Source organism: Pseudomonas sp. LBUM1652, from assembly GCF_059716105.1.
On the sequence record NZ_CP166804.1, the window covers coordinates 3,701,095 to 3,726,723 of the forward strand.

The following is a 25,629-nucleotide window of genomic DNA, read 5'->3' on the forward strand; positions in this document are numbered from 1 at the left end:
TGACTTCGATGAAACACGCTGCCGCGAAAAACCCTGAAAAAGCCCCACGCTTCTGGCGCGACGACGCCCTGCCCTTTATCGAGGCGCGGGCCATCGCCGATGGGCGCGAGGTTTGCTATGCGCGGCATTCTCACGCGCATTTTTCTATCGGTGCGATCACCGCCGGGCGCAGCACGTATGTGCACGAACAGACGCAGTTCGAAGTGGCGGCGGGCACCGTGGTGTTGATGAATCCCGGTGATGTGCATGCGTGCAATCCGATCGATGATCAGCCGTGGTCATACGTGATGCTGTACGTGGAAACGCCATGGCTGACGGATTTGCAGCATCAACTGGGGTTTGCCGCCGACGTGGAATTTCGTCGCTTCGCGACCACGCATCTCGACGACGCCAGGCTGTTCAATGATCTCAACGGGTTGTATGAGGTGCTGGTCAATGACCAACAGGATGTCTTGCGCAAACACAGCGCCGCGGTGGAGTTTTTCACCGATCTGCAACTGCGCTTGAACCCGGCGCAAGCGCCCGTGCGAGAACCGAATTTCAAGCTTGAACGCGCCGCCGATTTCATCCGCGAACACTGCACCGAGCTGCTGAGCCTCGACGACATTTGCAGCGCGGCGCAGCTGTCACCGTCCTACCTGATCCGCGCTTTCAAACAGCATTACGGCATGACGCCGCACGCGTTTGTGGTCAACCAGCGCATCCAGTTCGCCCGCGAGCGGTTGCGCAGAGGACAGTTGATTGCGGATGTAGCGCTCGAAGCCGGGTTTGCCGATCAAGCGCACTTTCAACGGGCGTTCAAACAGCATCTGGCGACGACCCCCGGCCAATATCGCGGCTGACTCGAGAGCATGATCAGAGGATCGCAACTCCCCGGCAGGCGCAGACGGCTACCATGGCAACGGGATGATGTCTTCTCCGCCCGGTTCATTAAAGCTCTGTGCGCCAAAACCGGCGCCCTCCGCCAACGAGATGACTGATACCGTGTTGCCCGAGGGGCACAACACGAATGCTCGCGCATTGTCATTGCTGATCGCAACCGCCACCGGCCCCGTGCCAACCATGGGTGTATCGATGACGATGCCAGTTGCCGTGTCAACCGTGCTGATTCGGTTTCCCCATCCGCAAACATAGGCTCTGGTGCCGGCGTGGTTAACGGCAAGACCAGAGACGTACTGAGGGAAGGAAATGGATCTGATCCTCGACCAGTCGCGCGTGTCCAATTGCACCACGGATCCTTGATTAGGCAGACCTCCACCGACGTAAAGACTGTTGCCATCCGGACTGATCGCGACATCGTGAATGCCCATATTCACTTGCACCGTTCGGACACCCTCGAGTGTCTGCGCGTCAATGACGGAAACGGTCTGGCTTTCGTAATTAGCCACGTATACCAGACGACCGTCCGGCGATATGTCCATCCCTCGGGGGCTTCGGCCAACAGTAATGGTCTTGATTGCCTCTAAATTCAGAGTATCGATCACCACAACGGTATTACCGGTCCAGGTGCTGACAAACGCCTTTGAACCGTCCTTGCTCAATACAATTCCGGCCGGATAACCCGCCGCTGGAATCCTGGCGATTACTGCGGAACCGGCCGTATCAATGACCGCCACGTTACCGTCGTAGCAGCAGGCAAAAGCACGTGAACCGGAGAGGTCGAGGACGATTTCTCCCGACCCGGTCGGCAGAGTCGTTGGCGTCAGCAACCTGGAACTTGCGGTATCGATCACATGCAACGCTCCGGTTCCATTGACGTAAGCGAAGTTACCGTCCGAACTGAGTGTGATACCGCGGATTGTGGGGGGCATTGCGATCGGCCCAAGCGGACCGTATTGATTGATGGTCAGCTCCGCCGTGGCGATGGCATTACCAAAGGCTGCGGTCAGTGAATAGGCGCCCGGGGTAATCGCCGCTTTTACGCCGCTTACCGTCAGCGTACCGTCCGTTTGCGTCGTAAGTTCGCGCGTCCCCCCTGCGCCATCGGCAAACGTCGTGCCGTCCGGGAGAGTCACGGCAATGACTCCAACGACGGGATTGCCCGATCGCGTCAAGCTCAGCCTGATGTCTTTCAACCGCCCTGCCACAGCCGCCACGAAAGGTTCGTTGAGGAACTTCAATTGCGCATCGGGAACCCCTTGCCCGATGACCCATGCCTCGGCCGCGCGGGAAACGCCAAACACCTTGCCCCCCCTGACTTGCTCATACGTCACCGACACGTTGCCACCCGCGAGCACCTTGGCCGCAGGCACCTGCAACTTATACGTAAACGGCAAACGGACCACCGTTGCCTCGGCGCTGTGCGTCACCGCTAATCCGGAAGGCGGCGTGCAGGTATAGCTCACGCGAATTTCATCATCCTTTGCCCACAATGGTTCAAAAACATGAACCTGCACATAGAGAAAATCCTTCAGTTTTCCCAGGTCAATGGTGTCAGGATCATCTGCCGGATCGTCAGGATCCTCACTTAAATCCGGCGCCACCAGCGTCGCGCGCTCGGTGTCGACATTCGCCTCGATGGTTCTTGACCAACGGCGCTTGTCCGTCGGGTTGTTGACCTGATCGACCACGGTGTAGGCGATCGGAAACCGCACATTGCTACCCGCCTGCTCGAACATCGCCCGGGTCACGGTAATCACGTAAGGCCGGCCTTCCTGGCCGGGTTGTACGGTGTAAGTGAAGCGCTCCCGGCTCAACTCAAGCGTGATCAGGTCATACGCTTTCATGAATGAATAGGACAACGTAATGGGGACCCCCTTGTCGACCTCGTCCTTGCCGATCTGCGGGGGATCGCCCAACTCCGCCGGCAGGCTGAGCGTCAGGTCGGGGTGAGCGCCGCTGCCGGGCACATCGTTGCCACCGGGAAGGTCTCGGTAGTAAAGCGCCCATGATTCCGTCGAAGTGGAGGCATTCCCGCTCACGCGCTCGACGTCATACGTGAACACGTGCACACCATCATTGAGCGATGACTGGAAGACGTTGAACGACGTCTGCTTATTCTGATCAGCCGTTGGCACCGGTTTGCGTTCCAGCAACTGCCGTTGTGTATCCCGGGGCCCCTTCACATACAGCGCAATATTGAGATAACTGCCGCCCGTCGGCGGGTCTACGATAGCCTGCACCGCCCCTTCCCGACTGCCATCACGCCTGATGACTTCCTTGAAACTCGATTGCGGCAGCCCTTCAACCGGCGTCCCGGCCGGCGGTGCGGGATCGACAATCACGCCAGAGGTCGCCCCGGCGAATTTCAGCGGATAGAGCACGAGCACGCCAGGGATTGCTTGATCAGATGTCATGAGGAACCGTCCTTGATAATGGGGCCGCAAGGCGGCCGCTATACAAGGGATTAAACACCCGGAGTAAATGTGTCGCCCACTGTCAGAAATTACAGGTAGACAGCGTTTTCTGACGGACGGTCAGCCCCAAAAAAGTCTGCGATCGGGTGACCTTGCCTGGCTGCTACGGCAACAACAGATAAATCGCACTCACCACCAACAACCCCGCCATCAGCCTGTTGAACAGGCGCATCCCCGCCGCGTTGCTCAGATAGCCGCGCAGGAACGTCCCGGCATACACCCAGCAGCCCACCGACACATAGCAGATCACCAGATACACCGCCGTAAACTGCCAGACCAACCGGGCCTCGCCATCGGCAACAAACGCGCCCATCCCGGCCACGCAGGCCAGCCAGGCTTTCGGGTTGAGCCACTGCATGACCGCGCCATAGAGCATCGAGGGTGCGCGTGCCGAATCGCCAACATTCAGTTGCCCGTTGTCTGTCGCCAGTTTCCAGGCCATGAACAGCAGAAACGCTACCCCGGCCAGTTGCACCACGCGGGTCATGAACGGCCAGAGCTTGAGGACTTCATGCAGGCCAAGGCCCATCAGCAGCAGTAGCAACACAAACCCCAGCGTCGCACCGAGGACATGCCGCTGGCTGGCGCGAAAGCCGAACTGCGCGCCGGAACTCAGCGCGACGATGTTGACCGGGCCGGGGGTAATGGACGCGGCCAGGGCAAACGCCGCCATCGAAACAATCAGACTCATCGCACACCTGCTTCAAATCGGGGAACAAGGCGCTCACGGTAACCAGCGCCCCGCCCCCGGTATTGAAGAAAATCACCCTGCCAACAACACACTCTGTACAGGAGCTGCCGCAGGCTGCTCCTACACGGGGTTCAGGTGTTTCGGCGATCAGTCCAGACGCGGCACGGTGAAGCGGAACTCGCTGCCCTGCCCCACCTCGCTTTCGGCGAAAATCCGCCCGCCATGGGCTTCGACAATGCCTTGGCTGATGTACAAACCCAGGCCGGTGCCGGTCGGATTGCCCTCTTTCACAGTCCAGTAACGGTCGAAGACACGGGCCAGGTTTTCCTTGGGAATGCCTTCGCCACTGTCGCGCACGGTGAAAACAATATCGCTGCCCACAGATTTGGCCAGCACATCGACTGCGCCCAGGCGCGGGGTGAACTTGATCGCGTTGCCGACCAGATTAGACAGAACCTGAAACAAGCGCTCGGGGTCGGCATGGATACGCAGGCCGGGATCGGCCTCGAAGGAAATGCGGATGTCCTTGTCCTGCGCCAGCGGCCCGAGCAAGGCTTGAGCTTCGTCGAACATCTGCCCCACGTCGAGCCGCTGCGGCGTAATGGTGTAGCGTCCGGCATCGATTTTCGAAGTATCGAGCAAGTCTTCCAGCAGCGTATTCATGCGTGCGGCGGCCTGTTGCATGGTGTCGATGGCCGTGGAGATGCGCCGCGAGGGATGGTGACCTTCGGAGCTAAAGTCCTTTTGCAGCAGACCGCAGAGCATCGAAATGACCGTCATCGGGTTGCGCAGGTCGTGCGAGACAACTGCCACCAACTCATCACGGGCGTGCACCGCATCCTGCTCGCGGCGCACCTGGCGGGCCAGATCGTTTTCCAGCGCCGAACGGCGCAGGTCGTTGGCGGCGAACAGGTCGCCGTGGCTCCACTTGGTGGAGATACCGGCCATCTCGACTTTCCAGATTTCGAACGACGTGCGCGGACGCAGATGCAACCCGGCGTCGGAATTTTCCAGCGCCAGCGGTTTGCGCGGATCACCGCTCCAGTTGATGTTTTCTTTCACCTCGGGACGGAACCACAGCACGCCGTTTGCCACCGGTTTGGGCAGACTCATGGCTAGCACGCCGCTGGTTACCTGCTGATATTGCGCGGCCGGCGGATAAACGCTGGCCAGGTGATGACTGGCGAACACCGACTGGCCGCTCTCTTGCAGCCATTTGTGCAGAGCGCGGATCTCATCGGGTTCCGGGCAGATACCGTAATGGTGCATCTGCTTGTCTTCAATGATCGCGACACCGCCCGCATTGGTCAGCGCCATGAGGGTTTGCGGCAGGTTTGCAAGGCCATCGAAAACGTTTTGCGGCGAATCGATCATCGCTTGGTTGAGCAGCGCCAGCGCATCGAGCTTCTCTTCTCGCTGACGGCTGATTTCCAGAGATTCCATCGCGCTGATTTGCAAAGACAGCACTTGCCCGATGGTCTGGCATGCGCTGCGCAATTCATGCGGCACATGCAACGGCTGACGATTGCCGCAACTGATCAGGCCCCACAGCTTGTCGCCCTTGAGCAGGGAAATGCTCATCGACGACAGCACGCCCATGTTCTTCATGTATTGGCAGTGAATCGGCGACACGCTGCGCAGCGTGGCAAAACTCAAATCCAGCGGCGTCTGCGTGTCAGGACGCAGCTTCGGCACCAGCGGCACCGGTTGATAGTCGGCATTGGGGATGATCCGCAGCCAGTTGGTGCGGTACAACTCGCGGGCCTGCTCGGGAATGTCCGAGGCCGGGAAGAACAGGCCATTGAACACTTCCATCGACGGGGAGGAGGCTTCGGCGATGACCTGACCGTGGCCCTCCTCCTCGAAACGGTAGATCAGCACTCGGTCGTAACCGGTCAGGGCCTGGATTTCCTGGACGCTGATGTCGTACAGCGCCTGCAACGTGGTCGCCGCGTGCAGGCGCTGGAGCATCCGCCCCAAGAGGGTTTGATTACCGGCAACGTTGCGTGGCTGGAAGTTCTCCGCGTGGATTTCCAGCTCCAGAATCAACACGCCTTGATGGCGATGCAGCAAGCCTTCGAACGCCGTGCCGTTGAGCTGAAAACGCAGCGGTGGCACATCGAAGAGTGCCGGTTGCTGCAACGCCACGCGCACGGCCTGGGCATCCACGTCGCCGATCAGGCGCTCCAGCGGCTGACCAATGAGCTCTTCTGGCGCGCGGGCCAGCAGGGTTTCGACGTTGGCGCTGACTTGAATGATGTCCAGCGCAGGCTCGCTCAGGGTCAGCAGCAAGCCGTGGGGCTGGATCGCGCCGGGGAAACGAATCGGCTCATCGGCACAATTGCTCAGCAGTTGTTCAAAAGTCTCTTTTTCTTGCTCGGTCACGCCAGTACCTCCTGGCATTCGAGCCAGCGCTCGAAACAGCTGAATGTAGATTGGGCGGCACACACGACGGCCTCACGCTCGGTGGCGTCCATCGGGCGACTGCCCAGGTATTCGATGAAATCACGCCAGCGCCGACCGGTCGAGGCACCGTAAATATCCAGAAATGCCGCGCCGTTGTCGGCATCCACAGCCAGACGCGCGGCGATTTCCCGGCGCAGGATCTGCCCGCCCAGGGTTGCGCCTTCAAGCACGTACAACACGCCAAGGCAGGCAGCGCTGGAGTCGATCAGCGGCAACTGCTGGCAGATCGGCAGGCTTGCCAGCGCGGCGTCTGCCATACCCAGTGCACGCAGGTCACCGCGCAGCGTGTGGGTCTTGAGACGTGGCGTCAGATCAAAATCGTCGGGGACTGAACCGCTGCGCTGCAATGCGTTTTCCAGAGGCGCGTAGAAACCGTAATAGGCCTGCATCAGGCGCCCAAAAGCTTGCGCATCGAGGGTATCGGAGAAAAAAGGAAGGCGTTTTTCCAGTGCGATGTGCAGTTCGGCAGTGCCGGCTCGCAGATCTTGCAGCACGGGAGGCACATAAATTTCACGGGCCTTTGCTGGCATGTATATCGCTCTTGGTGGGGCCGCCTGGGGCCATTCGGGTTCGCAACACAAGGGCGGAACTTACATGGCTTACGCCTATGCTCGCCGGATAGATAGCGTTATCTGGCGCAACCATCACCCTCAGATCCGTTCAGACTCGGCTCGTGTCCGGAAAGTTCGACTTGTCTGGGGACGGGCCTTTGAGTTCGACCTGATTGCCATCCGGATCAAAACAGTACAGCGACAGGCCATTGCCCTCGGCACCGAAGCGGGTGGCGGCTTTTTCCACGGTCAGACCATGTTCCAGCAAGTGTTCGGTCAAGGCCGCCTCATCAAACGGCTCGATGCGCAGGCAGAAGTGATCGACGTTGCGCCGCTTGCCTCCCGCCGCTCCCCCTCCCTTTCGCCCGAGTTCGCCTTGCAGATCGACCAGATCGATCATCGAAGTGCCGGCGCGCAGGTGCACCAGCCCCAGCGGCTCGTTGTATTTGACCACTTCGGCGCCGAACACACGGCCGTAGAAGTCGATGCTGCGTTGCAGGTCCGCGACGCGCAATACGATGTGATCGATGTGTTGAATGACGAACGGTTGCATGGGTTGGATTCCTTACATTCAGCGACCCGTTGATTGTGGTGCAAATACAAAAAAATTCACTGTCGATTTTTCGGTGGAGCCATCGACAAACTGGTTTTACTCTCACGCCATGAACATACAAACCGCTGCCCTGCCGCCCCACGCCGAAATGGTTCGCGCCATGCTCGAAAGTGACACCGCCTATGAAGGCGTGTTCTTCACGGCCGTGAAAACCACCGGGATCTTCTGCCGCCCCAGCTGCACGGCGCGCAAGCCGAAACCGGAAAACGTCGAATTCTTCGCCCATGCCGATGAATGCATGTCTGCAGGCTATCGCGCGTGTTTGCGCTGCAAGCCGCTGGACGCGGCGGCCATTGCGCCGGACTGGGTGCAGCGCCTGCTCAACGCGGTAGAGGCCGATCCCGAGATGCGCTGGAGCGATGCGCAACTGCTCGCCGAAGGCATTGAGCCGCTGAAACTGCGGCGCTGGTTCAAGCAGCATTTCGGCATGACTTTCCATGCGTGGTTGCGCACCCGTCGGCTCGGCATGGCACTGGGCGGGATCAGGCAAGGCACCTCGATCGATCACGCGGCGTTCGACTCCGGCTACGAATCCCTCAGCGGCTTTCGCGACGCGTTCCAGAAGTCGTTCCACATCACCCCGGGCCGTGCGGCGGCCAGCGAGCCGTTGCTGTTCACGCGTCTGACCACGCCGCTGGGGCCGATGATTGCCATGGCCGAACGTCGTGGACTTGTATTGCTGGAGTTTCTTGATCGGCCGGCGCTGACCCGCGAAGTAGAAGAGCTGCAGAACCGTTACGGCTACGCAGTCGCCCCGGGACACAATGCGCATTTGCAGCAGATCGAGGGCGAACTGGCGGAGTATTTCGCCGGCCGACTGACCGCGTTTGCTGTCGCCCTGCACTTGCCCGGCAGCCCGTTCGACCGTCAGGTCTGGGCACATCTGCTGCAAATCCCCTATGGCCACACCGCCACCTACGGCGCGATTGCCGCCGGTTTGGGAAAACCCGGCGCCAGTCGCGCAGTCGGCCTGGCCAACGGGCACAACCGCTTGGCGATTGTGGTGCCGTGTCATCGGGTGATCGGCGCGGATGGCTCGCTCACCGGCTATGGTGGAGGACAGCCGCGCAAGGCGTTTCTGCTGAGGCTGGAAAACGCCGCGATGCAAATCACGCAACAACTGGCTTTCTGACGATTCGACACTACCGACAAGAAGGGATTTTGATGAACGCGCTCGACACGCAGTTTCACCAATTGCACCAGCAAGGCTTGCTGATCCTGACCAACGTAGGCGACGCCACCGGTGCGCGACTGGTCGAACATCTGGGCGGTAAAGCCGTGGCCACCAGCAGCGCCGCCGTGGCCTGGGCGCACGGTTATCCGGACGGCAACACCCTGCCCCTCGAACGCCTGGTTTCCACCGTGGAGTCGATTGCCCGGGTGATCAGCGTGCCGTTGACCGTCGACGTCGAGGCCGGTTACTCCGATGACCTCGGGCGCGTGGCCGAAGTGCTCGACGCGCTCATTGCAGCGGGCGCCGTCGGGATCAATATCGAGGACGGATCGGCTGATCCCGAATTGCTGGCGCGCAAGATCGAACTGGCGCGGCAAGTCGCCAATAAACGCGATGTGAAGCTGTTCATCAATGCCCGTACCGATGTTTACCTCAAAGGTCTGGTGCCAGCCGAAGACCGCGTCGCCGAAACCCTGAGTCGTGCCGCGTTGTATCAGGCCGCCGGCGCCGATGGTCTGTTTGCTGCAGGCGTCACCGCTGCCTACGAGATTGAAGCCATCTGCAAGGGCACTGCGTTGCCGGTCAACGTGCTGGGCTTAGCCGGCCTGCCCTCGCCTGCCGAGCTGCAAGCACTGGGCGTACACCGCTTGAGCGCCGGCTCCGGCATTGCCGAGTTCATGTATGGCGCGATGGGCGGGCTGGTGAAAAGCTTCCTCGACACCGGCAAACTCGATACCCACGATCTGAAGGCGTTCTCCTACGGCGAAGTCAACGGATTGCTGAAATAGCATGGTCGAGGTCTATCAGGCTGCAACTGAATTTCTGGCCGCGCTCGATGCTGATTGGCAGCGGCACGTCGCGGTTGTCGGACCTTGCCTGCATCAACCGCATCCGGCGCGTGATCCTTACGAATCGCTGGTGCGGGCGATTGCCTATCAGCAACTGCATGCCAAGGCCGGGGATGCGATTATCGGGCGGTTGGTCGGGTTGTTTCCCGGTCAGTCGTTTCCTCGGCCTGAGCAGATTCTTGCGACCGACTTTGATCGAATGCGCGGCTGCGGGTTTTCGGCGGGCAAGATCGCGACGATTCAAGGCATTGCCCAAGCCACGCTGGACGGCGTGGTGCCGGATTACGCCACGGCGCTGGCCATGGACGACGAAGTGCTGATCGAGCGGCTGGTCAGCTTGCGCGGCGTCGGGCGCTGGACGGTGGAGATGTTGTTGATTTACAGCCTGGAGCGGATGGATGTGTTGCCGGCGGATGATTTCGGTGTGCGCGAAGGCTATCGGCGGCTGAAGGGGCTGGAGGTGCAGCCGACGCGCAGGCAAATGGTCGAGATTGGGGTGGCGTGGAGTCCCTATCGGACCGTAGCGGCTTGGTATTTGTGGCGGGTGTCCAAGCCTTAGACCGCGTTATCGTTCTTCGTGAGCAGGCTCCCACATTTGAAATGCAGTTCCCTGTGGGAGCGAGCCTGCTCGCGAAGGCGTCAGTCGATTTAACACCCATTTACAGGCCAGACTTCAAGCGACTGAACGCCCGAATCAACGCCCGATTGAACGCCTTGCCGTTGTCATTCTTGCTGTACAACGAAGCCCTCACGTCGGCCGACGGATACGTCCCCGGATCATTGCGAATCGCCGCCTCCACCAACCCGTCCGCCGCCGTGATCGCATTGGCGTAGTGAATGGTGTCGGTGATTGGCGCAATCACCTCCGGCGTCATCAGATAATCCATCAACGCCAGCCCTGCCTGTGGGTGCGGTGCGTCCTTGGGGATGACCATGGCGTCGAACCAGATCAGCGTGCCCTCCTTCGGTATCCGATAACTGAGTTTGAACGGTTTGCCGGCCGCCTGCGCCTGCCCGGCGGCGATGGCAACGTTGCCATTCCACGACATCGCCACGCAGGTATTGCCGTTGGCCAGGTCGCTGATGTTCAGGTCGTTGTCGAAGTAGCGAATATACGGACGGATTTTCGCCAGTTGCTGCTCGGCGAGTTTCAGGTCATCAAGGTTCTGCCGGTTGATGTCCAGGCCCATGTACTTCATGACCGCAGCAAACACTTCGTTGGGATCGTTGAGCAGGCTCACCCCACAATCGGCGAATTTCGAGACCACCGCCGGGTCGAACAACATCGCCCAACTGTCCGTCGGCGCGTCAGGCAAACGCTGCTTGATCGCCTGCTCCTGATACCCCACACCGGTGGTGCCCCAAGCGTAAATCCCGGCATAACGGTTGCCGGGATCGAACACCGCCATGTGCTGGCGAAACTCCTCACCAACCCCGGCGAAGTGCGGCACTTTCGCCTTGTCCAGCGGCTGGATCGCACCGCTCTCGATGGCTCGCGACAGGTGCTGGCCGGCGGTCAGCACCAGGTCGTAACCGCTGCGCCCGGTGAGCAGTTTGGTCTCCACCGTTTCCAGCGAATCAAAATGATCGGCGACCACATGAATACCGGTTTTCGCCTCGAAATTCTTCAGGGTATCCGGGGCCAGGTACTCACCCCATATATACAGATTGACCACCGGTTTGGCGGTGTCGGCGGCCTGCACACACAAGGGTGCAAGCACCAGCATTAACGCTTGAGTCAGTTTGTGCAGGCCCATGCTCAGGCTCCCTTCTTCAGGCCGGCGTATTGCGGCATGGTGATGCACGCGACGTTGCCGCCGCCGAGGAGGATTTCCCGGGAGTTTTCGATGCCGACGATTTTGTGCTGCGGGAACAGTTCGGCCAGGGTCGCCAAGGCGATGTTGTCCTGGCGATCACCAAACAGGGGAACGACAATCGAACTATTGCCGGCGTAGTAGTTGATGTACGACGCGCAGATTTTCGTACCGGCCTGCCGGGTGTGGGTGCTGTCTTGCTGATCGAGACCTTCGGCCTCCTCGGCAGTCCACTCCAACACGTCCGGCTGCGGCAATTTGTGCACGATCAACTCGCGGCCACGGCTGTCGCGGGTGCTACGCAGGATGTCGTAGGCCTCCTGATAGATTTCCCACTGCGGATCATCGCGGTTGTCGGTCCATTGCAGGACCACTTCACCGGGACGAACAAAGCAAGCAAGGTCATCGACATGGCCGTCGGTTTCATCGAACTTGCAGCCCCGTGGCAGCCAGATCACTTGCTCGGCACCGAGATAATCGGTCAAGCGCCGGGTGACTTCGTCCTTGCCCAGATGCTGGTTGCGATTGCGGTTGAGCAGGCATTGTTCGGTGGTGAGGATGCTGCCCTGGCCGTCGCTCTGGATGCCGCCAAGTTCGGCAATCAACGGCGCGCGATAACGGTCGAAGCGTTCGATCTCAAGGATCTTGCTGGCGATCTGATCATCCTTGTCCCACGGGTAATACAGGCCGCCGTCGAGACCGCCGTAGGCGTTGAATTCGAAGTCGACACCGCGCACTTCACCGCTCTGATCGTTGACCACAAAGCATGGGCCGCTGTCGCGAAACCAGGTGTCGTTGCAGGTCATTTCCACCACGCGCACTTGCGGCGGCAACTGCCGGCGGGCGGTAGCGAATTGCGCGGCAGAAGCGCACACGGTGACCGGTTCGCTTTGCGAAATGGCCGTGACGATCTGCACCCAGACTTTCTGCGCTGGCTTGGCGCCGTTGCGCCAGACATCGGTGCGCTCTGGCCAGCCGAGCCAGCAGCCAGACTTGGCTTCGAATTCGCCGGGCAGACGAAAGCCGTCGTGTTTGGGGGTGGAGTCGAGCAAACGTGCCATGGTCAAACCTCGTCTTCGGGATGGGAATGACCACAGGCTAAGGTCGTCCGCAGCACGCCCGCCAACGATGATTATTGCGGAACAGTTGAATTCAACTCATCAATCAGCCAGTTGATCGTTGAACCATTCAAGCATCTGCGCCACTGCCGGACGCTCCAGTCGCACCCGTTCGCAAACCAGCGCGTATTGGCCCAGCGCCGTCATGCTGGAAGTAAATGGCCGCACCAGCCGACCGTTCTGCAAGTCTTCCTGGGCAGTAAGATTGTCGCCCATCGCCACGCCCTGCCCTTGCGCCGCCGCCTCCAGCGCCAACCCGGCGTGGGCGAAATACAACTGGCGTTGCGGGCGCTGATCGCCGGCATGGCTGGTCAGCCACGCGGTCCAGGTCTTGCCGTCCTGATCATCGTGCAGCAGGCAGTGGCGAGCCAGATCCTTCGGGTTTTTCAGGGTGCCTTGGTTGAACAGTCCGGGGCTGCACACCGGGAAGAATTGCAACGCAGGCAAAGGGCGAACGAAATAGGCGCTGCTGTCCACCGGGCCGGTGCCGTAGGTGATCGCCAGATCGATATCCTCGCCCGGCGCGCTGGCGTCGATGGGTTGTTCGTAGAGGTGCAAAGTGATGTGCGGATAGCGCGCGTAAAAATCGCTGAGGCGACTCATCAACCACTTCTGCGAAAGCTCAGCGGTGACGGCCAGGCGCAGTACCGCCAGCGAAGACGGGTCGCGCAGTTCATCGCAGGCATCGCCGATCAGTTCAAAGGCCTGTTGCAGGCTTTGCATCAGACGCCCGGCGGCGATGGTCGGGCGAATCTGCCGACCTTCGCGGATGAACAGTGAGACGCCGAGCTGTTCTTCCAGTTGCCGGATCTGATGGCTGACGGCGCTGTCGGTGACACACAGCTCAGCCGCCGCCCGGCCGAAATGCGCATGGCGGGCGGCGCATTCGAAGGTACGCAGGGCGGCCAGTGAGGGGAGTCGTCGCATGGGGTTTGATCCGTTTTTTCGGCCATGCTGACCGGACAGGTGATGCGCGTCCAACGTGCAGACTGTATCGCACTGTATATCGCCCCACCGCAGACACACACACCGCACAATTCCCCACCCCGACGACACATCACCGATACACCCCAAGGCTCAAATGCACCGGTCGATTCAACTTCCAGAATCCACCGGAGAACTGCCATGACCTCGACCCTTTCCTCCGCCCTCAAAGGCCTGCACCTGAACCTCGACCGCGCCGGCACCTGGCTCGCGCCGCTGACTTTGCGCCTGTTTATCGCCTGGGAATTTTTCGAGTCGGGGCTGGAGAAGTTCAACGGCCAGAACTGGTTCGAAGACATTCAGGAGCGCTTCCCGTTTCCCTTCGACCACCTGCCGGCGACGCTGAACTGGGAACTGTCGATGTGGGCCGAGCTGATTTGTGCCTTGGCGATTCTGATTGGCTTCGGCACACGAATTTCGGCCATCGCGCTGATTGTGGTGACTGTCGTGGCCACCGCCGCCGTGCATTGGCCCGCCGACTGGTCGTCGTTGAGCGAGCTGGCGCAGGGTTATGCGATCACCAACAAGGGCTTCGGCAACTTCAAGCTGCCGGCGATTTACCTGGCCGCTTTGGTGCCGCTGGTCTTCGCCGGGGCCGGCAAGTTGAGTGTCGATGCCTGGCTGGCGCGGGTGTTCTGGAAGCGAAGCACCCGCTGAGACTCAATGTGCGCGATCCAGCCCAACCAACAACGCGTTGTCACGGCTGTAGATGTCCGGCGCGTAGCGCACGTGGCCGGCGTTGTCGACTTGCGCGGTCCAGTAGGTCATCAGGATCGGCACCGGCGCCGACAAGCGGAACTCGTGGGTGGTGCCGGTGGCGAGCAAGGTCTCGGTGCGGGCCTTTTCCGCCGGTGTGAGCAGCAGATCGCGCAGTTGCATCGGGTGCTCGACCCGCACACAACCGGAGCTGAATGCCCGCGGCCCCTTGTCGAACAGCGCCTTGCTCGGCGTGTCATGCAGGTACACCGAGAACGGATTGGGGAAGCGAATGACCATCTGCCCCAACGGATTGCGCGGCCCGGCGTCCTGACGCAGGAGAATATTGCCAGGATTGTCCCAGTCGATGTCCGCAGCGGCCAGCGGCTGGCCGTTGGCATCGAGCACTTGCAGGTTCTGGCGGCTGAGGAAGGTCTGGTCCTTGCGAATCTCCGGCAGTTTGTCTTCCTTCCAGATGGTCGGCGGCACCGTCCAGGTCGGGTTCAGGGTCAGACGCGTGACGCGGGATTTGATTAACGGTGTCTGGCGCTCGGCACGGCCAACCTGGGTGCGTGTCTGCCAGACTGGCTGGCCGCCCTGATACAGCATCAGCTCGGCCGCAGCGACGTTGACCAGCAGCCCATCAGGCTCCATGTCCTGGGCCATCCAACGGAAACGTTCGAGGTTGACCCGCAGTTGGTCGCGGCGGGTCAGCGGGCTTATGTTCAGTTCGGCAATCGTGCCCGGCCCGACCACGCCGTCAGCCTGCAACGAATGGTTGGCCTGGAAGCTTTTCACCGCCTCCACCAACACGCCTTCGTAGGCATTGCCGGGCGTGGCGATGTAATCGGTCAGATAGCCTTCGCTGTGCAGACGCAGCGCCAGTTCCGGCACGCGTTTGTCTTCCATGGACGGGCGCAGCAGCGGGCCGTTGCCGACCGACTGCCATTGCGGCAAGGCTGTGATCCTTCGCGCGGCGTAGAGCTGACGCAGATTCAGGTATTGCGCCAGACGCGGCCGGGCGAGATCGAACGCCGCCGGAATGTCATGCATGCCCGGTACGGCGATGGCGAGTAATTCCGCCTGACGGTCACGCGGCGCTTCGTCGGCGTGCCACAGCGGTTCGAAGTGCGATTGCAGCAGACGGCCGTAATGCAGATCCTGCAGCGCTTGCAGGTAATAGCGGCTGATGTCGATGTCAGCGCACAACTCGCCGTCCTGCGGTGCAGTGGTGGCGACCGGATAGCGTTTTGGGCTGAGGCCATCGTCGGCCAACAACTGCAATTGCCCCTGTAACGCCTGCAATCGTCCCGACTCACTGGCCCACACCGGCATCCAGTCCTGCTGTTGGTAGAAGCCTTTCAACTGTTCCAGCGCCGGGCCATTGAGCTGCGTTGCAATCGCCGGGCATGACTGTCGCAGACCGATCATCACGGCCTGCAAAGGGCTTTGCGGCTCGACCGGCATTTCGGCCGGTGGCGTCGGCAGCGTCTGCAAGGGTGGCAGCGGCTCATCGGCACAAGCGACAAACGGCGCAGCGAGCAAACAAATGCTCAAGTAGCATGCGTACTTTTTGAACAACTGCTTTACTCCAATCCATGGCCATCCAGATGATGGCCAACCTTACATCAGGTGCGCTGAACAGTCAGGCTCGAATCTTCCGGCCTGCAGGTTACGACTGGACGTCAGGAGCCAAAGTGCCAAATAAGTAGCAAGCTGAGGACACTTTATAAATGTTGACGTTTTTGCGCCGACTTCTGCTGAGCACCGTGCCCCTTGTCGCCGTGACCAGCCCAGCTTTCGCCGCCGGCAAACCATCGCCGGTTTTGTTCACCAGCCTCGCGCACGCCGCGCCAGAACTCAATGCCCAAGCGCTGAAAGGTGCCTTGAGCGCCATGCAATGTGCGGTCAACAACGGCGCCAAACCTTCCCGCCACCTGGCAATCATCGATTATTCGCAACCGTCCACTGAGCGCCGACTGTGGATTTTCGACCTCAACCGGAAAAAACTGGTGCTGCGCGATCTGGTCGCCCACGGCTCCAATTCCGGGGAAAACTTCGCCACGCAGTTTTCCAATGTCGAAGGCAGTTATCAGTCCAGCCTCGGCCTGTTCCGCACTCAGGAAAGCTACAGTGGCACTCACGGTTATTCGCTGCGCATGGACGGCCTGGAACCGGGCTTCAACGACATGGCCCGCGACCGCGCCATCGTCATCCACGCCGCCGACTATGTGAATCCGTTGTGGAGCAAACGTCAGGGTCGCATCGGCCGCAGTCAGGGTTGCCCGGCGGTTCGGCCGCAGATTGCCAAGCAGGTGATCGACAAACTCAAGGACGGCCAGTTCATGTTTTCGTGGTACCCGGATCAGCGCTGGCTGAAAAAGTCGCCGTACCTCAATTGCCAGCCGCAGCAGGTGGCGAGCATTTTGAGTACTCACGCCAGCTAAACACCGCAAAACCCTGTAGGAGCTGCCGAAGGCTGCGATCTATTGATCTGTTTTTTTTGAAAAAATCAAAAGATCGTCCGATCGCGGCCCGAGCCTTCGGCAGCTCCTACAGGGGTGACGTTGTGCAATTCGTTTCATTACAACTTTGTCATTCAGTTGTCGGTTTGCCGTGCGGATCGCTCGGTAGCCTGAAGTTGTCCCGGCGCCAATGCCGATCAACTTCAGCCACTGAGTGACTCATCATGAAAACCCTGATCCTCGCCTTCTCCGCCCTCCTCGCCACCGGTTCAGTATTCGCCGCCGATACGCCTGCCACCGCCGTGATTCATGACAAAACCGGCTTCTTCGTGCACCTGGATGTCGACAAAGTCCTGTCCAGCACCGATATTTCACAGGCCTGCGGCGTGATTCCGGCGCAACTGAACTACCTCGATCATCAGGGCCGTGAACATGTGCTGGACTATCAAGTACAAGGCACCGGCTGCACCAACGACCATTGAGACTGATCGCCCATGAATATTCTGGTTGTCGAAGACGAACCCAAGGCCGGCAATTATCTGCTCAACGGTTTGCAGGAACTGGGCTACAGCGTAAGCCTGGCCCGGGATGGCGCCGACGGACTGCATCTGGCGCTGGAGCACAGCTTCGACGTGATCGTGCTGGATGTGATGATGCCGAAAATGGATGGCTGGGAAGTCCTGCGCCGGCTGCGCAAGGAAGCCGACACGCCGGTGCTCTTCCTCACCGCCCGCGATGACATTGCCGACCGGGTCAAGGGCCTGGAACTGGGCGCCGACGATTACCTGATCAAGCCGTTTTCCTTCGCCGAACTGGTGGCGCGCCTGCGCACCCTGACCCGACGCGGGCCGATTCATGAAGACGAACAACTGCAAGTGGCCGATCTGCAGATAGACGTGCTCAAGCGCCGCGTGACCCGCGCCGGGGTGCGGATCACCTTGACCAACAAGGAGTTCGCCCTGCTGCAACTGTTCGCCAGCCACACCGGGCAAGTGCTCGCGCGCTCCCTGATCGCTTCACGGGTGTGGGACATGAATTTCGACAGTGATACCAACGTGGTCGACGTCGCCGTGCGCCGCTTGCGGGCGAAGATTGACGACCCGTTCCAGCTCAAGCTGATCCACAGCGTGCGCGGGATCGGCTACCGCTTCGATACTCAGCCATGAGCGCCAACCGCCCGTATTCCCTGACCCTGCGCCTGGCACTGGTGTTCGCCCTGCTCGCCTTTGCCTCACTGGCCGGGCTCGGCGCGGCGCTGTACAGCGAGCTTGAAGAACAACTCATCCGGCGCGACGACACGGCGCTGGTCAGTCGCGTTGATCAGTTGCGCAATTTCCTCAACGACAGCAACACCCTTGAGCTGATCAAGAACAAACCGGCGCTGTTCCAGAACATGCTCGGCAACCACGAAGCGCTGCTGACCATCGGCGCGCCGGGCCAGCCGCCGCTGTTGGTGGTCAACCCCGGTAACCTGGCCACGCCAAATTTGCCGGCGGTGCCGATTGACCGGCCGCTGTCGCTGAACGATGTGCAGCATCTGCCCGACGTCAACGGTGTGCCGTTTTCGGCCGTGGCGGCAAGCATCGATTCCGGCGATCTGGGCAATCTGCAAGTACAGTCCGGGCGCCTGATGAGCGAGCGCACGGCGATGCTCGCCAATTATCGTTTGAGTGTTTATGGCTTCGCGTCGCTGGCGGCGCTGATGTTGGCGGTGATTGGCTGTCTGCTGGTGTATCGCGGACTGTTACCGTTGCGGCGCTTGGCCAACCACGCCCACGGTATCGGCGTCGGCAACCTCGGTGAGCGTCTCGGCAGCCATGGCGCACCGCGAGAGTTGCAGCCGATGATCGAGGCGTTCAACGCCATGCTCGACCGCCTCGCCAAGGGCTTTGCGCAGTTGAGCCAGGTGTCCACCGACATGGCCCATGAACTGCGCACACCGATCAATAACCTGCTCGGCGAGACTCAGGTCGCGCTGCATCAGAACCGCAGCGTCGAGGCGTATCAGCAGTTGCTCGCCTCCAATGTCGAGGAGCTTGAGCGGCTGACGCGCATGCTCGACAACATGCTGTTTCTGGCGCGCACCGACCCGGCCAGTGCCTTGAATCAACGTCAGGAGCTGGACGCCAGCGATGAGATGCAACGCATCGCCGATTACTTTGAAGGCTTGGCGGCGGATGTCGGTGTGTGCATCGAGGCGCGAGGCAGCGGCGTGATCTGGGCCGAGCCGATGTTGCTGCGCCGGGCACTGGCCAACCTGTGCGCCAATGCGATCAAGTACGGCGCGGCGGATTCGACGGTACAGGTCGAGGCGTTTGCCGAGGCAGACGGCAGTTATCTGCGGGTGCGCAACCGGGGCGTAACGATTGCGCCGGAACATCTGGCGCGACTGTTCGAACGTTTCTACCGCGTCGACCCGTCGCGCGAGCGCTCTGCGCAATCGAATGGGCTGGGCCTGTCGATCGTCGCGACGATCATGCAGTTGCATCACGGTCGCTATGCTGTGAGCAGCGTCGATGGCGAGACGTGCTTCGAACTGTTTTTCCCCGCTCGCGAATCCCGGGGCTGACATCCACCACAAGTCCCTGTAGGAGCTGTCGAGTGAAACGAGGCTGCGATCTTTTGATCCTGATCTTTGCAATCAAAAGATCGCAGCGTGCCGCAGCTCCTACAGAAAGTGGTGGTGGGTCAGTCAGGTGAGATTTTGACTGTGCCGCCGCTGTCGCGAGCAGGCTCGCTCCTACAGTTGATCTGCGCTCGGCTGATGATCAGGGCCGTGACCATCAGGGCCGTGGCGACGCCGAAGGTGATGTGCAACCCAGTGGCAATAACGGCAGCAGGGGCTTGGGTCGGATCGCCAGTGGCCACGGCAAACACCGCGCCCATCGCCGCCGCTCCGGTGATCAAGCCCAGATTGCGCGCCAACCCGAGCAGTGCCGACACCACGCCGCGCTGATCCTGGCTGACCCCGGCCATCAAACCGGTATTGTTGGCTGCCTGGAACAACGCATAACCAGCGGCGATCACCGTCATCGGCAGCAGGTACACAGGCAGGCCGAAACTCATCGGCAACAGCGCTAACAGGCTGCAACCGCAGGCCATTGCGAGCAACGCGCCGGGCACCACTCTCCGCGCGCCGAAGCGATCCACCAAGCGCCCGGCTGGTACGCCGCCGAATGCCGCCAACAAAGGCCCGACCGACAACACCAATCCGACCACCGTGCTGGTCAGGCCCAACCCTCGGCTCAGGTAAAACGGGCCAACCACCAGCGTGGTCATCATGACCGTCGTCACCAGCAGCGTCAGCGCCAGACTGCCACTCAGCCGCAGGTCGGCGAACAGTGACAAGCGAATCAGCGGTGCCTTGGTCTTCATCTCGACCGCAATGAACAATCCCGCGCCGCACAGGCTGATCAGCAGCAACGCCGGGGTGAATCCGTCAAGGGTCATCGCCAGCGCATAGGCCGCCAGCGTCAGCATCAATAACCCGGTGCCGAAATAATCAAACGCAATACGCACCCGGACTGGCCGATCCGCCGGCAGATAGCGATACACCAGCCACGCATTGAGCAAGCCCAACGGCACGTTGAGCAGAAAAATCGAATGCCAGCCGGCATGCGTCATCAACAACCCGCCCAGCGACGGGCCGAGGCTGGTGCCGGTGGCCGACATGGTCGCCAACAATCCCATCGCACTGCCCGCCCGGGACTTGGGCACCGCATCGGCCACCAGCGCCACCGTCAAGGCGAACATGATCGCCGCGCCAAGGCCTTGCACCGCCCGTGCGCCGATCAGCCAGCCCAGCCCCGGGGCCAGCGCGCAGGCCAACGACGCGGCAGTAAAAATGCCGATGCCGATCAACAGCAATCGCCGCCGCCCGAAGCCATCCCCTAAACGCCCGACACTGACAATCAACGTGGTGATCGCCAGCAAGTAAGCCAGAACGATCCACTGCACCTGTGGAAACGTCGCCTCAAACGCCGCCGCCAGAATCGGCAACCCGGCGTTGGCAATGCTGGTGTCCAGCGACGGCATCAACATCGACAGCGCCAGACTGGTCAGGGCCCAGCGGGCTGTGGTGTTCAGGGGTGGTCGAGGCATGGCGCATTCACTGTGCAAAGTTAATGTGTCGTAGCCTGAGCCTCGACAATACAAGGCGCAAGACGCATGCTTTGCACTTAATACCTGCACAGAACGCCATATCATGACTGCACCGGATCTGAACCTGTTGATCACCCTCGACGTGCTGCTGCGTGAAGGCAGTGTCGCCCGCGCCGCCAAATGTCTGCGCCTGAGCCCGTCGGCCATGAGCCGTGCTCTGGCCCGTCTGCGCGAAACCACCGGCGATCCGTTGCTGGTGCGCGCCGGTCGTGGGCTGGTGCCGACCCCGCGCGCGCTGGAGTTGCGCGAGCGGGTCAGTCATCTGGTGCAGGACGCCGAGGCGGTCTTGCGTCCCGCCGAAGTGCTTGATCCCGGCCAGTTGCAGCGCACGTTCACCCTGCGCAACACCGACGGTTTTGTCGAAACCTTCGCCGCTGCCCTGCTCGCCCGCATCGCGCAAGAAGCGCCCGGCGTGCGCCTGCGCTTTGTGCAGAAAGCCGACAAGGACAGCACGCCGCTGCGCGAAGGCCGGGTGGATCTGGAGACTGGTGTGGTCGACGACAGCACCGACCCGACGCTGCACAGCCGCATCCTCTTTGAAGATCACTGGATCGGGGTGGTCCGTGAGGGGCATCCATTGGGTTCGGGCAAGATCAGCGCCAAGCGCTTTGCCGGTGGAGAGCACATTCTCATTTCACGACGCGGACGCAGCAGCGGCCCGGTCGATGAAGCGTTACTCGCCTTGGGCCTGACGCGGGACATTGTCACTTCATTCGGCGGATTTTCAGCGGCACTCACACTGGTTCGTGAATCAGACCTGATTGCCACCGTGCCGGAACGTCACACCAGCAAACTGCGCACCGGCCTGCACAGTTTCGCCCTGCCCTTCGAGATGCCGCCCATCAGCGTGTCCATGCTCTGGCATCCGCGCATGGATGCCGACCCGGCGCATCGCTGGTTGCGCAACTGCGTGCGGGAAGTCTGTGCCTAACGCGCGTCACCGCCAGCGGGTTTGTAGAACAGGAATTTTTTCGTCTCGGCGGTTTTCCGGTATTCCTTGGCCCAACTCGGATGCACGTTGCGATCATGGAAATACAACGCGCCGTTGGTGCGATCCTTGAGCTGACGGTTCAACGCCTTGCCGGCGATTTCCTTGGCCAGCGCGTATTCGGCATCCTCCTTGACCTGATCCGGACGCCCGTCACACCACCAGGAAAACTGGCAGCTTTTGGTTTCCGAGCCTTGCTTGACCACGGCGCAAACGGTGTCGGGAAAACCTTCATGGCCGAGGCGATTCATTACCACGCTGGCCACGGCTTCCATCTCCGGGGTGTCCCTGCCTTTGGCTTCCCAGTAGATACTGCGCGCCAGGCACGTGATCGGATCATCCAGCGGTGCGGCGCCGGCCGGGTCCACCGCTTGCACTTCGGTCGGGGTGATGGCTTCGGATTTGGGCGCCGGTGCCGCGCTGACTTTGTCCGCTGCTTTCTCTTCCAGCACCTGGGCTTTCTCTTCGGCTTTTGCCTTGATCGGCGTTTGATCGGTGGCCATGGCAGTGCCGGCCAACAGGGTTAACGCAACGCATCCAATCAACCATTTCAATGCCATGTCAGCTCTTCCGGCAGGGCCCGAGTCGGGCAAGGTGTTACGCAGGGGAGACGCCCGCATCCCGGGGTCTTGGCTGAGTGTAGACGGCAAAATCGCGGGCAACGTTCCGCTGAAAAATCCGCCGAATCAAGAAAAAGACATTGCACCCACCGGGGGCGTTTCGCGCATCATGGGCGCATTCAGCTCAAGGGAGATCTCCATGCGCTTCATGCCATCCGTTTTGCGCTTTGCCGCGTTGTCCGCCGGCCTGGCCTTTGCCGCCTCGACCATGGCCAGCGACGAGTCGCAACTGATCGAATCGATCAACAAGTACCGCAGCGAACCGCAACGTTGCGGTGCTCAGGCATCCAGCGAACTGCCACCGCTGTCGGCCGATCCGCGACTGCGGCTACCGGCCAGTGGGGCTGTCAATTTGCAGCAAGCCATGGCCAGCGCCAGTTACCCGATGGTCAACGTACAGGCGATCACCCTCAACGGCCCGCGCGATGCGGCGTCGGCGATGCAGGCGATTCAAGAAAGTTTCTGTCAGGTGGTGCTCGATCCGCAGTTCGTCGATGTCGGTGTCAGCCGCGCTGATCGCGATTGGCGCGTTGTGCTGGCGCGGCCATTGTTGTCGGCCAAACTTGGCGATGCGCAGGGTGAAGGGCAAAAACTGCTTGAGCAGCTCAACGCCGCACGCAGCCAGCCACGCCAGTGCGGCGGCCAGGCCTTCGCCGCTGCCGCACCGCTGGCCTGGAACGCGACGCTGGGCACGGTCTCCCAGGATCACAGCCGCGACATGGCCAACAAAAACTACCTCGACCACAAGGACCGCGACGGCCGCACCCCCGGTGACCGCGCCGAACTGGCCGGCTACAGCGGTCAACTGGTCGGCGAAAACATCGCCGCCGGCCAGGACACTGTGGGCAAAGTCGTCGACGGCTGGCTCGCCAGCCCCGGCCACTGCGCCAACCTGATGAACCCGCAGTACAAGGAACTCGGCGCCGCTTATGCGACCGACCCGAGGAGCGATGCAGGGATTTACTGGACGGCGATGTTTGGGGCGCAGTAAATCCCAAGCCCACAGTCTTTTTGTGGTGTTCTGCTGATCATCGACGGCATCAATCACCCGGTCATTAAGAGTGATTGGACGCTGTTCGACATTGCCCATACCCTGCGCCGTCCAGATCCGCGGTTAGCGGTTTTCCCCACAGCGAGGCTGTCATGTCAGAGCGCGTCTTGATCGATGGCTTCAATCGCCGCGTCGACTACCTGCGCATGTCGGTGACCGACCGTTGCGACTTTCGCTGTGTGTATTGCATGGCTGAAGACATGCAGTTTCTGCCGCGCCAGCAAGTGCTGACGCTGGAGGAAATCTACCAATTGGCACAAAGCTTCGTCGCACTGGGCACGCGCAAGATCCGTCTCACTGGCGGCGAACCGCTGATCCGTCCCGGCGTGGTGCAACTGTGCGAGCAGATCGCCGCCCTGCCCGGCCTGCGCGAATTGTGCCTGACCACCAACGGCTCACAACTGGGCAAACTCGCCGCACCGCTGTTCGACGCCGGCGTTAAACGCCTCAACATCAGCCTCGACAGCCTCTGCCCTGAGCGCTTCAAACAGATGACCCGCACCGGCGATCTGGCACAGGTCATCGAGGGTATCAATGCCGCGCGCAAGGCCGGTTTCACTCGCACCAAACTCAACTGCGTGGTGATGCAGGGCCGAAATGATCAAGAGATCAATGATCTGGTGAGCTTCGCCATCGACCGTGAGCTGGACATTTCTTTCATTGAAGAAATGCCGCTGGGCGTGATTGACGAACACAGCCGCGCCGAATCGTTTTTCTCTAGCGCACAAGTGCGCGAACGGATCGCCGAACGCTACACCCTGATCGACTCCGCCGAATCGACCCAAGGCCCGTCGCGCTACTGGCGGCTGGCCGAAGCCCCGCAGATTCGCCTGGGTTTTATTTCTCCGCACAGCCACAACTTCTGCGCTACCTGTAACCGGGTGAGGCTGACGGTGGAGGGGCGTTTGCTACTGTGTCTAGGTAACGAGCATTCGCTGGACTTGAAAGCCGTGCTACGCGCCCATCCCGGGCAACCGGAACGTCTGGAGAAAGCGATCATCGAAGCGATGAAGCTCAAGCCCTACAGGCACAACTTTGAAGTGAACGATGACGTACAAATCGTGCGATTCATGAACATGACCGGCGGTTGATGCGTCACGTCCACGCGTAATCGGGATCACCCAGCATGATCATCAGACCCAAGGTCAGTCAGTTCGCCATCCTTTTTACCCTCAAGGGTTCGATTGCCAAGCGAATCGCCTTGCGCACCCTGATGGTCACCCTGCTGGCGTCGGCGATTGTGCTGGTGGAAATCCTCCATCCCAGCAGCTTCACCAAGGTCAACGCCACGCCCTTCACGCTGCTGGGCTTGTCGCTGTCGATCTTCATGAGTTTTCGTAACAACGCCTGCTATGACCGCTGGTACGAAGCGCGCAAGGCCTGGGGCGAAGTGATCGTGCATATCCGCTCGATCATTCGCGAAACCCACATCATCCGCGAATCGGAGCAACGCCGGCCGCTGCTGCTCAATCTGTGCGGCTTCGCCCACTCCCTCAACGCGCGACTGCGGCGTGAAGACGAGGCGGCGGCCAGCGGCGCGTGGGTCGACCCGAAACCCGACGCTCAGGTGCCCGACTACAGCGCACAGATCCTGCACCGGATCGGCGAACAATGCTCCGATCTGCAACAGGCCGGCGCATTAAGCGAATGGCGCTACATGCTGCTGGCCAATCACCTGACCAGCCTCACGCAAGCTCAAGCCGTGTGCGAGCGGATCAAGAACACGCCGCTGCCCTTCCCCTATACCTTGCTGCTGCACCGCACGATTTACCTGTTCTGCATCCTGTTACCGTTCGCCATGGCCGAGCCACTGGGCTGGCTGACGCCGCTGTTCACCGCGATTGTCAGCTACACCTTTTTCGGTCTGGATGCGATAGCCGATGAGTTGGAAGACCCATTCGGCCGCGATGAAAACGACCTGCCAACCGATGCCCTGGTCCGCACGATCGAGCGCGACATTCTGGCTGAACTGGGTGTTGCGCAACTGCCACCGGCGTTGACGCCCGTCGATTACGTCCTGAGTTGATCGGCCA

General features: G+C 60.9%; 24 protein-coding genes. 13 read left to right on the top strand and 11 right to left on the bottom strand.

From position 1 onward, the window contains the following. Positions 1-8: 8 nt before the first annotated feature. Positions 9-842: a helix-turn-helix transcriptional regulator gene (locus ACA069_RS16620; protein WP_497614396.1), complete on the top strand. Its 834-nt coding sequence runs from the start codon at positions 9-11 to the stop codon at positions 840-842. A gap of 48 nt (positions 843-890) precedes the next feature. Here the strand turns inward: ACA069_RS16620 and ACA069_RS16625 are convergent, their stop codons facing one another. From ACA069_RS16625 to ACA069_RS16645, 5 genes are all read right to left on the bottom strand, one after another. Beyond that, the gene (locus tag ACA069_RS16625; protein ID WP_497614397.1) at positions 891-3,296 is read right to left on the bottom strand and encodes a YncE family protein; all 2,406 of its coding nucleotides are present in this window, start codon (positions 3,294-3,296) and stop codon (positions 891-893) included. Positions 3,297-3,459: 163 nt separating this feature from the next. Continuing rightward, on the bottom strand, positions 3,460-4,047 hold the full coding sequence (locus ACA069_RS16630; protein ID WP_497614399.1) for a LysE family translocator: 588 nt from the start codon (positions 4,045-4,047) through the stop codon (positions 3,460-3,462). A gap of 147 nt (positions 4,048-4,194) precedes the next feature. Continuing rightward, the gene (locus ACA069_RS16635; protein WP_497614401.1) at positions 4,195-6,432 is read right to left on the bottom strand and encodes an ATP-binding protein; all 2,238 of its coding nucleotides are present in this window, start codon (positions 6,430-6,432) and stop codon (positions 4,195-4,197) included. Then, positions 6,429-7,043, bottom strand: a complete 615-nt coding sequence (locus tag ACA069_RS16640) for a biliverdin-producing heme oxygenase (RefSeq protein ID WP_497614403.1) — start codon at positions 7,041-7,043, stop codon at positions 6,429-6,431. The genes ACA069_RS16635 and ACA069_RS16640 overlap by 4 nt, the downstream gene beginning before the upstream one ends. Before the next feature lie 130 nt (positions 7,044-7,173). Continuing rightward, on the bottom strand, positions 7,174-7,617 hold the full coding sequence (locus ACA069_RS16645) for a VOC family protein (protein ID WP_497614405.1): 444 nt from the start codon (positions 7,615-7,617) through the stop codon (positions 7,174-7,176). A 109-nt stretch (positions 7,618-7,726) separates the two neighbouring features. Between ACA069_RS16645 and ACA069_RS16650 the strand changes: the two genes are divergently transcribed. From ACA069_RS16650 to ACA069_RS16660, 3 genes are read left to right on the top strand one after another with little or no spacing between them, the layout of a single operon-like run. Further along, the gene (locus tag ACA069_RS16650) at positions 7,727-8,809 is read left to right on the top strand and encodes a bifunctional transcriptional activator/DNA repair enzyme AdaA (RefSeq protein WP_497614407.1); all 1,083 of its coding nucleotides are present in this window, start codon (positions 7,727-7,729) and stop codon (positions 8,807-8,809) included. A 32-nt stretch (positions 8,810-8,841) separates the two neighbouring features. After that, positions 8,842-9,639: an isocitrate lyase/PEP mutase family protein gene (locus ACA069_RS16655; RefSeq protein ID WP_497614409.1), complete on the top strand. Its 798-nt coding sequence runs from the start codon at positions 8,842-8,844 to the stop codon at positions 9,637-9,639. Between the two features lies 1 nt (position 9,640). Then, positions 9,641-10,258 (top strand): DNA-3-methyladenine glycosylase family protein, encoded by a 618-nt coding sequence (locus ACA069_RS16660; RefSeq protein WP_497614411.1) that lies wholly within the window; start codon positions 9,641-9,643, stop codon positions 10,256-10,258. A 100-nt stretch (positions 10,259-10,358) separates the two neighbouring features. On the opposite strand, the gene ACA069_RS16665 is transcribed toward ACA069_RS16660, so the two are convergent. From ACA069_RS16665 to ACA069_RS16675, 3 genes are all read right to left on the bottom strand, one after another. Beyond that, a complete protein-coding gene (locus ACA069_RS16665) occupies positions 10,359-11,456 on the bottom strand; it encodes an extracellular solute-binding protein (protein ID WP_497614412.1) in 1,098 nt (365 codons plus the stop codon). A gap of 2 nt (positions 11,457-11,458) precedes the next feature. Next, positions 11,459-12,574 (bottom strand): agmatine deiminase, encoded by a 1,116-nt coding sequence (gene aguA, locus ACA069_RS16670; RefSeq protein WP_489881252.1) that lies wholly within the window; start codon positions 12,572-12,574, stop codon positions 11,459-11,461. A gap of 99 nt (positions 12,575-12,673) precedes the next feature. Continuing rightward, the gene (locus ACA069_RS16675) at positions 12,674-13,558 is read right to left on the bottom strand and encodes a LysR substrate-binding domain-containing protein (protein ID WP_497614414.1); all 885 of its coding nucleotides are present in this window, start codon (positions 13,556-13,558) and stop codon (positions 12,674-12,676) included. Between the two features lie 198 nt (positions 13,559-13,756). Between ACA069_RS16675 and ACA069_RS16680 the strand changes: the two genes are divergently transcribed. After that, on the top strand, positions 13,757-14,272 hold the full coding sequence (locus ACA069_RS16680) for an HvfX family Cu-binding RiPP maturation protein (protein ID WP_187680529.1): 516 nt from the start codon (positions 13,757-13,759) through the stop codon (positions 14,270-14,272). Positions 14,273-14,275: 3 nt separating this feature from the next. Here ACA069_RS16680 and ACA069_RS16685 read toward each other — a convergent pair whose 3' ends face one another. Then, the gene (locus ACA069_RS16685; RefSeq protein WP_497614416.1) at positions 14,276-15,892 is read right to left on the bottom strand and encodes a L,D-transpeptidase family protein; all 1,617 of its coding nucleotides are present in this window, start codon (positions 15,890-15,892) and stop codon (positions 14,276-14,278) included. A 152-nt stretch (positions 15,893-16,044) separates the two neighbouring features. On the opposite strand from ACA069_RS16685, the gene ACA069_RS16690 reads away from it, so the two are divergent. The 4 genes from ACA069_RS16690 to ACA069_RS16705 all read left to right on the top strand — a co-directional run bounded on the left by ACA069_RS16690 (position 16,045) and on the right by ACA069_RS16705 (position 19,345). Next, a complete protein-coding gene (locus tag ACA069_RS16690; protein WP_497614418.1) occupies positions 16,045-16,758 on the top strand; it encodes a murein L,D-transpeptidase catalytic domain family protein in 714 nt (237 codons plus the stop codon). 242 nt (positions 16,759-17,000) lie between these two features. Continuing rightward, a complete protein-coding gene (locus ACA069_RS16695) occupies positions 17,001-17,258 on the top strand; it encodes a DUF2790 domain-containing protein (protein ID WP_401269444.1) in 258 nt (85 codons plus the stop codon). 12 nt (positions 17,259-17,270) lie between these two features. Next, positions 17,271-17,942, top strand: a complete 672-nt coding sequence (locus ACA069_RS16700; RefSeq protein WP_187680525.1) for a heavy metal response regulator transcription factor — start codon at positions 17,271-17,273, stop codon at positions 17,940-17,942. Then, positions 17,939-19,345 carry a heavy metal sensor histidine kinase gene (locus tag ACA069_RS16705; protein WP_497614420.1) on the top strand — a complete coding sequence of 469 codons (1,407 nt, stop codon included), beginning with the start codon at positions 17,939-17,941 and terminating at the stop codon, positions 19,343-19,345. Before ACA069_RS16700 ends, ACA069_RS16705 begins: the two co-directional genes overlap by 4 nt. A 119-nt stretch (positions 19,346-19,464) precedes the next feature. On the opposite strand, the gene ACA069_RS16710 is transcribed toward ACA069_RS16705, so the two are convergent. Continuing rightward, positions 19,465-20,877 (bottom strand): MFS transporter, encoded by a 1,413-nt coding sequence (locus ACA069_RS16710; RefSeq protein WP_497614422.1) that lies wholly within the window; start codon positions 20,875-20,877, stop codon positions 19,465-19,467. 103 nt (positions 20,878-20,980) lie between these two features. Here ACA069_RS16710 and ACA069_RS16715 point away from each other — a divergent pair, with 103 nt between their 5' ends. Beyond that, positions 20,981-21,868, top strand: a complete 888-nt coding sequence (locus ACA069_RS16715) for a LysR family transcriptional regulator (RefSeq protein WP_497614424.1) — start codon at positions 20,981-20,983, stop codon at positions 21,866-21,868. Here ACA069_RS16715 and ACA069_RS16720 read toward each other — a convergent pair. After that, complete coding sequence (locus ACA069_RS16720) at positions 21,865-22,485, bottom strand: cell wall hydrolase (RefSeq protein WP_497614426.1); 621 nt, start codon at positions 22,483-22,485, stop codon at positions 21,865-21,867. The genes ACA069_RS16715 and ACA069_RS16720 overlap by 4 nt on opposite strands. 199 nt (positions 22,486-22,684) lie before the next feature. Here ACA069_RS16720 and ACA069_RS16725 point away from each other — a divergent pair, with 199 nt between their 5' ends. From ACA069_RS16725 to ACA069_RS16735, 3 genes are all read left to right on the top strand, one after another. Next, on the top strand, positions 22,685-23,536 hold the full coding sequence (locus tag ACA069_RS16725) for a CAP domain-containing protein (protein WP_489881259.1): 852 nt from the start codon (positions 22,685-22,687) through the stop codon (positions 23,534-23,536). Positions 23,537-23,688: 152 nt separating this feature from the next. Beyond that, entirely contained in the window at positions 23,689-24,687 is a 999-nt protein-coding gene (gene moaA / locus ACA069_RS16730; protein ID WP_497614428.1) for a GTP 3',8-cyclase MoaA, read from the top strand. 35 nt (positions 24,688-24,722) lie between these two features. Beyond that, positions 24,723-25,622, top strand: coding sequence for a bestrophin family protein (locus tag ACA069_RS16735; protein ID WP_497614430.1), 900 nt, complete (start codon positions 24,723-24,725; stop codon positions 25,620-25,622). Positions 25,623-25,629: the final 7 nt, after the last annotated feature.

Coding starts and splice junctions, on each gene's coding strand:
- ACA069_RS16620 (WP_497614396.1), top strand. CDS start 9: ATGAAACACGCTGCCGCGAAAAACCCTGAAAAAGCCCCACGCTTCTGG.
- ACA069_RS16625 (WP_497614397.1), bottom strand. CDS start 3,296: ATGACATCTGATCAAGCAATCCCTGGCGTGCTCGTGCTCTATCCGCTG.
- ACA069_RS16630 (WP_497614399.1), bottom strand. CDS start 4,047: ATGAGTCTGATTGTTTCGATGGCGGCGTTTGCCCTGGCCGCGTCCATT.
- ACA069_RS16640 (WP_497614403.1), bottom strand. CDS start 7,043: ATGCCAGCAAAGGCCCGTGAAATTTATGTGCCTCCCGTGCTGCAAGAT.
- ACA069_RS16645 (WP_497614405.1), bottom strand. CDS start 7,617: ATGCAACCGTTCGTCATTCAACACATCGATCACATCGTATTGCGCGTC.
- ACA069_RS16650 (WP_497614407.1), top strand. CDS start 7,727: ATGAACATACAAACCGCTGCCCTGCCGCCCCACGCCGAAATGGTTCGC.
- ACA069_RS16655 (WP_497614409.1), top strand. CDS start 8,842: ATGAACGCGCTCGACACGCAGTTTCACCAATTGCACCAGCAAGGCTTG.
- ACA069_RS16660 (WP_497614411.1), top strand. CDS start 9,641: ATGGTCGAGGTCTATCAGGCTGCAACTGAATTTCTGGCCGCGCTCGAT.
- ACA069_RS16665 (WP_497614412.1), bottom strand. CDS start 11,456: ATGGGCCTGCACAAACTGACTCAAGCGTTAATGCTGGTGCTTGCACCC.
- aguA (WP_489881252.1), bottom strand. CDS start 12,574: ATGGCACGTTTGCTCGACTCCACCCCCAAACACGACGGCTTTCGTCTG.
- ACA069_RS16675 (WP_497614414.1), bottom strand. CDS start 13,558: ATGCGACGACTCCCCTCACTGGCCGCCCTGCGTACCTTCGAATGCGCC.
- ACA069_RS16680 (WP_187680529.1), top strand. CDS start 13,757: ATGACCTCGACCCTTTCCTCCGCCCTCAAAGGCCTGCACCTGAACCTC.
- ACA069_RS16690 (WP_497614418.1), top strand. CDS start 16,045: ATGTTGACGTTTTTGCGCCGACTTCTGCTGAGCACCGTGCCCCTTGTC.
- ACA069_RS16695 (WP_401269444.1), top strand. CDS start 17,001: ATGAAAACCCTGATCCTCGCCTTCTCCGCCCTCCTCGCCACCGGTTCA.
- ACA069_RS16700 (WP_187680525.1), top strand. CDS start 17,271: ATGAATATTCTGGTTGTCGAAGACGAACCCAAGGCCGGCAATTATCTG.
- ACA069_RS16705 (WP_497614420.1), top strand. CDS start 17,939: ATGAGCGCCAACCGCCCGTATTCCCTGACCCTGCGCCTGGCACTGGTG.
- ACA069_RS16710 (WP_497614422.1), bottom strand. CDS start 20,877: ATGCCTCGACCACCCCTGAACACCACAGCCCGCTGGGCCCTGACCAGT.
- ACA069_RS16715 (WP_497614424.1), top strand. CDS start 20,981: ATGACTGCACCGGATCTGAACCTGTTGATCACCCTCGACGTGCTGCTG.
- ACA069_RS16720 (WP_497614426.1), bottom strand. CDS start 22,485: ATGGCATTGAAATGGTTGATTGGATGCGTTGCGTTAACCCTGTTGGCC.
- ACA069_RS16725 (WP_489881259.1), top strand. CDS start 22,685: ATGCGCTTCATGCCATCCGTTTTGCGCTTTGCCGCGTTGTCCGCCGGC.
- moaA (WP_497614428.1), top strand. CDS start 23,689: ATGTCAGAGCGCGTCTTGATCGATGGCTTCAATCGCCGCGTCGACTAC.
- ACA069_RS16735 (WP_497614430.1), top strand. CDS start 24,723: ATGATCATCAGACCCAAGGTCAGTCAGTTCGCCATCCTTTTTACCCTC.